Source organism: Paraburkholderia sp. RL17-373-BIF-A, assembly GCF_046030175.1.
Taxonomy (GTDB): Bacteria; Pseudomonadota; Gammaproteobacteria; order Burkholderiales; family Burkholderiaceae; genus Paraburkholderia.
Genome location: NZ_JARESO010000114.1, coordinates 1 through 9,788, shown reverse-complemented (window position 1 = coordinate 9,788; position 9,788 = coordinate 1). Strand labels below are relative to the sequence as shown.

General features: G+C 58.6%; 9 protein-coding genes and 4 pseudogenes. 3 read left to right on the top strand and 10 right to left on the bottom strand.

Annotated features, from left to right (window positions below; translation table 11 throughout):
- Positions 1–137: 137 nt before the first annotated feature.
- Together P0D80_RS47470 and P0D80_RS47465 are read left to right on the top strand one after the other, a co-directional pair.
- On the top strand, positions 138–515 hold the full coding sequence (locus P0D80_RS47470; RefSeq protein ID WP_408295025.1) for an IS66 family transposase: 378 nt from the start codon (positions 138–140) through the stop codon (positions 513–515).
- Positions 482–619, top strand: a complete 138-nt coding sequence (locus P0D80_RS47465; protein ID WP_408295028.1) for a hypothetical protein — start codon at positions 482–484, stop codon at positions 617–619. The genes P0D80_RS47470 and P0D80_RS47465 overlap by 34 nt, the downstream gene beginning before the upstream one ends.
- Positions 620–907: 288 nt before the next feature.
- Here P0D80_RS47465 and P0D80_RS47460 read toward each other — a convergent pair whose 3' ends face one another.
- The 5 genes from P0D80_RS47460 to P0D80_RS47440 form a co-directional block, all read right to left on the bottom strand.
- Complete coding sequence (locus P0D80_RS47460; protein WP_408295022.1) at positions 908–1,432, bottom strand: hypothetical protein; 525 nt, start codon at positions 1,430–1,432, stop codon at positions 908–910.
- Between the two features lie 63 nt (positions 1,433–1,495).
- A complete protein-coding gene (locus P0D80_RS47455; RefSeq protein WP_408295019.1) occupies positions 1,496–1,939 on the bottom strand; it encodes a hypothetical protein in 444 nt (147 codons plus the stop codon).
- A gap of 57 nt (positions 1,940–1,996) precedes the next feature.
- The gene (locus P0D80_RS47450) at positions 1,997–2,173 is read right to left on the bottom strand and encodes a hypothetical protein (RefSeq protein ID WP_408295016.1); all 177 of its coding nucleotides are present in this window, start codon (positions 2,171–2,173) and stop codon (positions 1,997–1,999) included.
- Positions 2,170–4,602, bottom strand: a complete 2,433-nt coding sequence (locus tag P0D80_RS47445) for a ParB/RepB/Spo0J family partition protein (protein ID WP_408295013.1) — start codon at positions 4,600–4,602, stop codon at positions 2,170–2,172. Before P0D80_RS47445 ends, P0D80_RS47450 begins: the two co-directional genes overlap by 4 nt.
- Entirely contained in the window at positions 4,599–5,447 is an 849-nt protein-coding gene (locus P0D80_RS47440; RefSeq protein WP_408295010.1) for a response regulator, read from the bottom strand. The genes P0D80_RS47445 and P0D80_RS47440 overlap by 4 nt, the downstream gene beginning before the upstream one ends.
- A gap of 50 nt (positions 5,448–5,497) precedes the next feature.
- Between P0D80_RS47440 and P0D80_RS47435 the strand changes: the two genes are divergently transcribed.
- Entirely contained in the window at positions 5,498–5,659 is a 162-nt protein-coding gene (locus tag P0D80_RS47435; protein ID WP_408295007.1) for a hypothetical protein, read from the top strand.
- Between the two features lie 1,567 nt (positions 5,660–7,226).
- On the opposite strand, the pseudogene P0D80_RS51970 reads toward P0D80_RS47435, so the two are convergent.
- The 5 genes and pseudogenes from P0D80_RS51970 to P0D80_RS47415 form a co-directional block, all read right to left on the bottom strand.
- A pseudogene (locus P0D80_RS51970) lies at positions 7,227–7,388 on the bottom strand (transposase); the annotation flags it as partial.
- Between the two features lie 240 nt (positions 7,389–7,628).
- A pseudogene (locus P0D80_RS47430) lies at positions 7,629–7,875 on the bottom strand (IS3 family transposase); the annotation flags it as partial.
- Between the two features lie 12 nt (positions 7,876–7,887).
- A pseudogene (locus P0D80_RS47425) lies at positions 7,888–8,503 on the bottom strand (IS110 family transposase); the annotation flags it as partial.
- Positions 8,504–8,790: 287 nt separating this feature from the next.
- Positions 8,791–9,134: pseudogene (locus tag P0D80_RS47420) on the bottom strand (DDE-type integrase/transposase/recombinase); the annotation flags it as partial.
- Positions 9,135–9,602: 468 nt separating this feature from the next.
- On the bottom strand, positions 9,603–9,788 hold a 186-nt coding region (locus P0D80_RS47415; protein WP_408295004.1), incomplete at its 5' end, for a hypothetical protein.

Genomic DNA, 9,788 nt, shown 5'->3' with positions numbered 1-9,788 from the left:
AACCCGTATGGAAGCGGCGAGATCCACGAAGCGGCATGCTGGGATCACGCGAGGAGGTACATCTACGATGTTCACGCGCACGCGGACTGCGGATAGCCAGCAGCTGCTCGAGATGATCGGCGAGCTCTACAGCAAGCATGGACACCGACATCCGCAGCAAGGTGCCAGACGAGCGTCTGCGCGTGAGGCGGGAGAAGAGCAAGCCGTTGCTCGTGGAATTCGAAACGACGATCAGGCCAAAAACTCACGACGCTGTCGACGAAGTCAGCGCTCGACAAGGCGGTCAACGACTCGCCAACCACGTGGCAGCCCTCACTTTCTACTGTGAGGACGGTCGGGCCGAGCTCAGCGACGTGCTTGTCGAAAACCCATTGCGCTGTGTCGCGCTCGGACGCAAGGATTATCTGTTCGTCGGCTCCGACGGGGGGGGCGTGCGGGCGGCCGCGATGTATAGCTTGATGGGACCTGCAAGCCCAACGGGATCAACCCGTGTGCCTGCCTCGAATACGTCCTGACCCACAACGCTGGTCACAAGACCTCTCGCATCGACAAATTGCTGCCTTGGAATGTGGCTGACAAACTGAAACCCCTCACCCCGCCCGCACTCTCAACCGGGTAGATTTGGATAGAATTGATGGATCGGGCCCACGATCGCCGATCGGGGAAACGATCTCCCTTGATCTACACGGACTCCTATACGCCATCACCATCATGCCCGACGCGCGCGCGAACGGGGAAATGGTCAGCCCCAGTCGCTTACGGACAGATCGCTCGCCCCGATCTTGTGCGTGCATTTCGATGAACTGGACGCACAGTTCGTGCGTCGCGTTGTGCGTAGGCACTCGCGAGCCGACATATGCGCGCGCCGCGTCGGGGAACGCGTCGCGGCGGCACGGTTTGCCTTTCATCAGTTGCCTGCCACTCTGTAGTTAGCCGGCTGGGTGTCGGTGCGCGACCGCAGTTCCGACGGTTTGAGCGAGCAGTCAAAGCCGGCGGCACGGTACGCGTCATAGACTTCCTTGCTGACCTGACAGCGGATCAACACCGCTGCTTTCTGCAGGTTCGCCTTGACTGCCTGGTCATCGGTGACCGTCGACTGACGCACGGTCTCGGCCGCGGCGACCTCGAGCATGCAGTCGAGCAGACTGTTGGATGAACCAGCTGCTGCCGAGAAGCCGGCGAATGCGACGCCGGCCTGCGTCGTCTGCCCGCAATTCATCTGAGAGAAGGAAGACGCGTAAGCACCGAGGACGGGTGCCGAAACATTCCGAACGGTCTCGCTCGTATGTTCCGGAGTCTGGGAGAACTGGATCGTGCCCTGTGCAGTGGACGTCGACGCGCTGGATTGCGTCGCCGTTGCCGAAGATTGAGCCTGCGCATGGTCTATGGCTCCCAGTGCTAGAATCAACGCGACGGTGAATTTCGTGTTCATCGTTACACCCCCAAGGTGTGTAGTTCCGGCCTTCGATATTTCCGGTATCGAAGGCCTTCTTGCTTAGTGGCTAAAGGAATAGCTGCCGACGAGGTTGGTGTAGCCATAGCCGCTCGCATCAGTGCCGACACCCGACTTGCTCGAGCCATAACCCGAACCACTTGTGTATCCGCCCGCGGATGCGTTCGACGTGCTGGCCGTATAGCTGCCAGATGCCGACAGGCCGCCGCCAGCGTTAAAACCATAACCGCCGACGGCGCCGGATCCGATCGCTGTGCCGCCGATGGCATAGCCACCGCCAGCCGAGTTGCTCCACTGCGAGGAATAGCCGTTGCCGTTCTGGCCGGCTTCGGCCTGCGAGCCGCCAGAGCTGCTCGACGACGAGCCGAAGCCGCCGCTAGTCGAATAGGTGGTGCTGCCGGAATTTCCGTTACCATTGCCGGCGAACGCGGTCGGTGCCGTCGCGAGTGCGAGAGCTGTTGCGAGTGCAATGCTGATGCGCTTCATGATCTACCTCAGGTTGGTTTGTCGCGCGGTGCTCCGGCCGCGCCCGGTACTGCAGATTCAGTCGTGTTTCGTCTCTTCGGCGCCGTGCTCGGCGGCCGCGCGGTAAGCCTCAGCGAAACGTTCCAACGCGCTAATCGGGCCCGAGACGCTGTGGTATTCCTCCCGGCCGATGCGGCCGTTGAGAATGACCGTTAGGCCTGCGGCGCGTGCAAGCGCGATCAGCTGTTCGTTCATGAACGGCTGCCGGACGGCAAGGACCACGCGGCTTTTGCCTCATCTTTGTTGATGGACCTCGGCGCGGCCGCAGCCCTCTTTGCGGGGAACTTTTTTGCAGGAGCCTTCTTTGCCACTGGCGGGCGGCGAGCGGATTTTTTTGCTGGTGCCTCCCCAACTGCCCCTTTTTTCGCGGCGGCTTGCTTGGCCGCTGCTTCCAGTTCCTTCCCGATCGCTGGAGCGATGCCGCGTACGCGCGCGATCGCCTCTAGTAGCTCGGACTTCGACGAAGTTGCGTATCCGGGCACAACCGATGCATCGATAAGCTCGATATCCATGACGAGGCGGCCAAGCACCTCGGGATCGTCCTCTTCGAACTCTGACTTCTTGGCGGCATCAGCCTCACTGAGCGCCTTCGGCCCCCAGTCGTAAAGCTTCGTGATCCGCGCTGGCTTCTCGCCCCAAAGCCGGCGATAGAACGTTACGGCGACAATCTTCAGGTCCAAGTCGCCGAGCCCCGTACCTTCGTGTTTCGCGCGACCTTGCCGGAAGAGCTCTTCACGATGGGCATCAGCCGCCTTCTTCGTCGCGTTTTTGGCAGACTGGCTCGAACGCGCTGCACCAGCGCTGCGTGCCTGACTTCTCCTGTAGGCTAGAGGCTTCTTCAAGTCGGGCTTCCGCATGACGGCGACGAGCTTTCTGCTGTGCGGATCTTCAAGCAATGCCGCGGCCTTCACGCCCTGTGGGCCGGGAATCTGGAGATAGGTGCAGGGCCTTCGATCGTCGTAGCCATGCTCATAGAGGTCAACCCAGCCGCTAGTTATCTGACCGTACTCATGCGGCTTGACCTGATTTGCTTGCTTGCCGGCAATCACAGTGCGACCAGTCGCCTCGGCCTCTGCGCGCTTCTTGTAACGGCCTAGATCCGTGCAAATATCCTGACTCTTCACATCGCCGAAGAGATCCGTTTGATTGTCGGTGCGCTCCCGGCGTGGTCTGCATCCTCCGGCGCCGTACATGAGTTCCGCGTCCGAGATCTTGATTGGCATCTTGCCGAGACGCAGCACGTAGTGGTGCTGAACGTGCTCCGACACTTCACGGACGAACATCGGCTCGCCCTTCCAGCGCTTGGCCGTAATCTCTTTCGCCGCCTGGTCTTGCGGTTCGATCGGAAGCCGGGCGACGATTAGCGCCGTCTTCGCGTTGAGCAGATCGTCGGAGAACAGCTTACGCGACGACGCGTGCAAGCTGCACAGCTTGAGGCGCGGCGCGAAATATGAGCGTGTTTGGCTGACTTTCTCGGCGATCTGCTCGAGTGTGTAGTCACGATCGGCGAGGTCCTTGTAGCCGTCGGCTTTTTCCGACGGGAGCAGGTCTTTGCGCTCGAGGTTCTCGATGATTTGGATATGCAGCACTTCGTCGTCGCTCAGATCTTTCACGAGCGCTGGAAAGTCGGAAATCTGAGCGGCTTCGGCGGCGCGATAACGGTGCTCGTTGCACACGAGCCCGAATAGACCCGGCTCCTCTGGCCACGGATGCAGCAATACTGGCTGCATCACGCCGTGCTTGCGTACGCTCGCGGCCATCCCCGCATGCGCTGACGCGGAGAAGCGCTTACGCCGGTTGGTCGGCGATCGACGGATCGATTCGACCGGCAGGACAGCAATGGACGATTCCTGAGTGGTCGTCATGACAATCAGTGCGTCCTTGCGGAGCGAGTGCTCGACACCTATGGCGAACTGCCAGTGCGGCTGGCTGAAGGCATCGAACCTAATTCGCGCGACGCACAGACCGTCTTCGCCGAAAGCCGTGACCGCGCCGAAGTCGTCGGTCGGCCGGGAGTCGCTGAAGATGAAGATCGTTTTCATGGCGCAAGCTCCTTCCTGTTGTGCGTCGCTCGCCGACGCCCAGCGGCGCGCACATGCGCACGGGTCAACCGAAAGCTTCACGAAGCGAGATGCCGTCTGCCTGCAGATTGCCAGCAGTTTCCAGAGAGTCGGCGTTTGCCTGCTTTGCTCCATACGAATCCTAAAAAGGCGGGTGCTGTGGAAGCCGCCTCCAAAGCTCGCCGTCTGGGGGACGCAAGCCGACGAGAGATCACCAAGAAACCATTTGCGCCGCTCGACGAGCGCCATCAGTGCGCGGAATTGTTCGGGCTTCAGTTCCTTATTGCTGCCGTCTGTCTGGATCGTGACGTCGCCTTGCGGCCGCGAGATCAGCTGCATGTCGCTGGCGAACACAACGAACTCCGGCTTGCGGCCAGTAGGTTTGGTTGGCTCCGGATCTTCAGGCTGGGCAGCGGTCGGTGCGCGCGTTGCTTGGCCGGGCGCCTTCGGCTCGCGCGCGCAGCGGGTCAGAAGTCCAGAAACAGCGAAAAGCCACACTTCGCGACGTTGCCCGCGTTTAAGGGGCAGTAAGAATTGCCAACTGCTTGCACTCAGAAGTCTCATGACGTTTTACCAACAGGCAGTGTCAATTCTTGCTGAACGATAAACCGATACAGATCCATATCCCGAGGTGCACCCAGTTTCATCTGTGCGGCACGCTTCTGTGCGCTGACTGTCTGTTTGCTCCGATGCAGGATTGCTGCGATCTCATTGATTGTGCGTCCAGAGACAAAAAGCCGAATGACCTCCGCTTCTCGTGGAGTCAGTCGAGCCGGGTTCGATATTCCCGTCCTACGCGCGGCATCACGGTCACATGCAGCAAAGCTGGGCGAGACGTATGGATGACCTGCGCAGGCGGCATTAATCGCTTCGACGAGATGGAGCGGCCCATCATTTTTACTGACGAGGCAATCAATACCGAGACGAACGACCGCAGATTTGACTAGTCCGAGGCTGTCGATCGCGGTGAACAGCACGATCGACAAGCTAGGGTTGCGCCGGCGGATTGTACCCATCAGGACAAGTCCGTCCGAAGGCGATCCTGGCATAACGTATTCGCAGATCAGCAAATTGCAGGATGTTCGTTCGAGCGTCTGATAGAGTTCAGACACATTTCCTGCGTGCAGGACATTCACACTCGCGGAATGAAACGCCTTCGCGAGTACGTGTTCTACACCGACCCTAGTCATCGGGTGAGTGTCGGCAATAACTATGTTCATGCGGAGTCCCCGTATTTTTTTGTGGCGTTTCGCGAGGTAGCCGGCCGCCGGCGTGGAAGGGCGGGCGGCCCAACCGAAGCGATCCTTTCTACTCGGATAATCGTCGTTTGATATTTTGTGTGCTGAGCCGATACCTTTGCTCACTAGAGTCTGTTTCGCGGCAATGGTACGCCGCGGACTCTGCGTCATGGATTCTCGGTCGGTTCAACTGGACGCTATGCCGTGGAAAGCCGATCCTGATGGCAGTACACTTCATCTTTTGCGATGACGGACACGTCGCTCGCGCCGAAGGCCAACTGCTCCGTCTGGACTATTTGGAGCTTGGTGGCGATGGAAATCACCTTCGCGGCGAGGTTGGTGCAGACAGCGGTGACTCGGACGACATCGACGATCGCGATTGAGCCTGGAAATTATGCCGTACTCGATGGCGGCCAATCCGTCTTCGTAGCGAATGAATGGTTTAGTGTGGCTAATGATAGATTCCATAGTCTACCTCCTGAATCGGGATGCCTAACGTAAAAGTGATTCAATCTTGACTAAGGGCGCTGTCGGAAATGGTGTCCCGACGCTGCGCAAGTGAGCGGCCGGACGCGAGCCGAGAAGGGATCGTACCGACTCATATTCGGCGGATCGTGCAAGGCGAACTGTGCACCGTGAACCGTTTGCGTGTGAGTGAAAGACCGCATCTTCCGCTTCTCCTCTTTTTTCTCTTGCGCCGTCCTTGACCGGCGTCTTAGGGATACCCCGTCGGCATCAATCTGGTCGCAGGTCGGCCGGTCGGATACGCGAAGATATGAGCAAGCAACGAGCCAGTTTCGTCCGACGCGGAGACTATGGTGCTTCAACGGTTCAGGCGACTTTTTCGCGGGAGCCAAGACGCGAGATTGGTCCGATATGACTCAGAGGTGCATCATCCGCAAGGCATTTTGCGATTGCGGAAAATCGCAATCCTACGAAGTACACCGAGAACTGGGAGCCCCCGTTTGCCCATTAGATCGGAGCGAATATGAACGAGCCGGGCGATCGAACCCGAGTTGCGCCCTCGTCGTGCTTTGGACGGATCCGTTGCAAGCTTGAGACGCGGCCAACCGATGCGGACGGGGCGGGACAATGTCCCCTCGCGCGAGAGGACCTGTTTCCAGCCAGCTTATTGGCACCGGTGAGGATGGAACTTTGGACGATCGATAACCGGGGACGGCCGTGGCCAAGATGGTTGAAATTGCCCCCTCCAACGGAGGCGGTGGAGGCTGGTAAGTTCGTTCCCGGAGAAGACGACACATACGAACAAAGCGCAGTGCGAAGCAGGTGATCGATGGGCTATTAAGGAGGCTGTGAATGCCTCGCTAGGAGGCCGCTGGCTAGGGCGATGCTTGGCGAACATTCAGGATTGTTGCCGAGACACGGGCTCGAATTGCAAGCCGGACGCAACGGAGTGACGGTTAGGTGGGGCGGTCAACCGGTAGCCGTTTTTTCGGCCCGTTTTGGACGGACTTGGCGGATATCCGAAGCCGGCGCGGGTGCGAGATGTTGGCCGTTTTGCTCGAGTACTCGGGCAGGCACACAGGAACAGGAGATGTCGGGAGAGGACGGACCTCAAGCCAGCTGATCGATAGAAGTGACGACGGGCATCTGAAGGATTGGCGAGCGGAACAGCCGTAGCCTCAAGTGGTGTGGGCAGTACTATGAAGCGCAGCTGGGCTGTGAGAATGGAGAGTTTTCAGCGCGTCTGGTGAGGACTCGCTCCGGATTCGCCGCAGGCGTGGCTGCTGGCCGAGACATGCTTGCAAAGCATTTAAGGCAGTGCTGATCAAGTCCGCCATTCATGGCTGTCATGCGCGGTAGCGTGGACATGCAACGGTAAAAGCAGAAGACGCGAGGCCTTCTGGATGAGATGAACATGCTCGTGCCGTGGGCCCGAACTGGGGCAAACCGTATTACCCGAAGCGCGGCAACGGCCGCCCGCCGGTGCCGGAACTTGAGCAGCGTCGCCGGGTCTGGAACGGTCTCGCTGCCCAGCTGAATGCCCGCCGAACGGCGCATGCTGGGGCTGCCTTACAGCGCCTCTTCGCACACAAGGGCGGCAAGGTTGAACCAGTGCTGCACAAAACGAGTGTGCAACATGCGCTCCAGAATCTTCGCCGAGGTGGCTCGGGTGTTGCAGGGATGCGAAGCAAGGCTCAGGAGCGCCACAATTGTAGACGACCATCCTCATTGGGATTCGAAAAGTTAACACATGCGCCATCGCGACCGTCGCGCTTAGACGGCTTGATCAGCATTGCCTTATCTTGATCCGAAGAGGTAGACACGATCAAATGAATCGACCCCGGAATGTTGGACGTGGTGACGTCAGTCCTACTTGTATTTAATCATTTATTGAAGTGGCCTCAGTCCTTGCCATCTTAGCTTAATCCGACCATGGCTGTGATCGTGGATGTAGTCCTTGATGCCGGTTTGCAGTTCGTCAATAATTGCGAAACCTGTTCAAGTGGAAGAGCGTTCCGAAGAAACTGTCCATCGTGGCGTTGTCGAGGCAATTTCCTTTGCGCGCCATGCTCTGCCTCACTTTCTTTTGCTTCAGCAGGCGGTTATAGACAGGCATCCGGTATTGCCAACCCTGGACGCCCTTCTAAAGAGACTTCAGTGCAATTCGGCAAGCAGAGGTCAGGTTCCGATAGTCGGACGGATCCACGCAGCCAATGTTCGGATGAGCTCCGTTCGTGTCATCGCCCGTATTGATTCACGTAATTCATCGGGCGCGCTGATGATGGTGCTATGGATCAGCTGTAAAGCGACGCGACGCACCGAAATGGCCGTCTTCCGGCAGTCTTTCAGAACGCGCGGCGATTCACTCATGCCATCGCGCGTCTTGGGCGTGACCGTGCGCACGCCGGCGAAGGCAGCATGAGCCGCGTTGTAGGCGTCCAGCGTATCGTCCTTGCCACGTTTGCGCCGGTCGCTCTTATCCGGTTCGGTCACCTCCAGCACAGTTACATGGGCCTGCTGCGGCTAGCGCAGTAAGCCCGCGCCATAGCTCCGGTGCACTCGACACCGACCCGCACAATCTCACCGAATGGGCGCATCCAAAGCAACATCTGCTCGTAGCCGTGTCGCGTGGTTGGGAAACATTCGCTGCCGCGACGGCGATCATGTTCGTCAACGACAGGCGCGAAATGCAGATCCTTATGCGTATCAACGCCGCCTGCGATGCTGCGCGGCCAGCAGTAGCCTGTTCTTCTTTCATACAGCCTCGCTCCGGTTGCCGATAGGATATGGGCGATCTCACTGGCATCGAGTAGCTCGACAAGACAGTAAGGTGAGAGGGCGTCAGGCCCTTCTTGAGTCACACGTATCGACGAGGTGAAACCTCGCCGTTCGGCAGTTCCAGAGGGCCGACGGGTCCAGGGAAAGACATTTAGTCGATCGGAATGTGGGTCAGGTCGTCCGGAACGCTCTACGGCACCAGACATCTCCCGAAAGCCCCCTCTTTCGAAATGGTGACTGCACGGAAACATTTGGTACCTGTATTCTTACTATCCGAATGCAGGACCGGCTTGTCACGCGGGCCAAGCTTCGCGAAGGCCTTCTTCAACATCGTGTTGATCATGTCGAATAGCGGGCATCGCGCCATCTCGTACACAACAATTTCGCCATTGTAGAGATCAAGGACCGGAGAAAGATAAAGCTTCTGGCCACCGACGTTCAACTCGGTCACGGCCGTCACCCACTTCCTATTCCAATGCGACGCGTCAAGATTTCGCTTCAGGAGGTCGGAGCTGTTTTTCCGGCATTCCCTCGGAACGACTTGTACTTCTTCAGTCGGATGCACGACTTGAGGGGCAGCTCGCCCATAAGATGTTGTATCGTTTTTTGGTTGATCCTGTCGGCCTAACACAGCTCGCCGCGAAACCGGCGGTACAGCACGCGCCGAGCGAAGTGGTACTGCGGCTCTAGGGGCACAAGGTGCGCTCGCTGGGACTTCTTGCGGAGTGGAACGCCGGAGGTCATGATGAATTGTCGAGGTCTTGCTCCTGCGGATAGCCGGCCGAAAGTGGGCCGGGTGCTGCCCGCAGGCAGACCATCGCGAGCGGTTAGCTGCCCGGAGCAAGATGCATTTCTCTCACGGTTGGCGTCGCGCGCCCTCGTGACGGACAGATGTCATCGAGGCGGGCCGTCAGTCCGCTGCGTATCACTCAATGTCAGCATTTTCCCAAATCTCGCGCAACCAGCCCTATTTACTGCAGACCCGGCCGAACAGCGCCCCTTCGCCGCCCGCAAGTAGCCGCTAGCCTGTTGAATGAGCAAAGATTCGAAAAAACTGAGGTTCCGGTTTTTACGCCCATTCGATTACCTAAAGTCAACGTCTAACAGTTCTTTCATTGCGATGCCATCCCGGATTTCGCCATTGAGATCACGAATCCTCCCATCTCCCTTACCCCAGTAAGCATTTACGCAACTAACTTTGCCATCGTTCCCAATTTTTAGTATTGCGCCGATCTCCCCGCCCATGCGCAAAACATTGTCTGTCGTCGA

Bases quoted from the DNA above. Each gene is read 5' to 3' on its own strand.
- P0D80_RS47460 (WP_408295022.1), bottom strand. From the start codon at position 1,432: ATGAACACGAAATTCACCGTCGCGTTGATTCTAGCACTGGGAGCCATA.
- P0D80_RS47435 (WP_408295007.1), top strand. From the start codon at position 5,498: ATGGCAGTACACTTCATCTTTTGCGATGACGGACACGTCGCTCGCGCC.
- P0D80_RS47470 (WP_408295025.1), top strand. From the start codon at position 138: ATGGACACCGACATCCGCAGCAAGGTGCCAGACGAGCGTCTGCGCGTG.
- P0D80_RS47455 (WP_408295019.1), bottom strand. From the start codon at position 1,939: ATGAAGCGCATCAGCATTGCACTCGCAACAGCTCTCGCACTCGCGACG.
- P0D80_RS47445 (WP_408295013.1), bottom strand. From the start codon at position 4,602: ATGAGACTTCTGAGTGCAAGCAGTTGGCAATTCTTACTGCCCCTTAAA.
- P0D80_RS47440 (WP_408295010.1), bottom strand. From the start codon at position 5,447: ATGACGCAGAGTCCGCGGCGTACCATTGCCGCGAAACAGACTCTAGTG.
- P0D80_RS47450 (WP_408295016.1), bottom strand. From the start codon at position 2,173: ATGAACGAACAGCTGATCGCGCTTGCACGCGCCGCAGGCCTAACGGTC.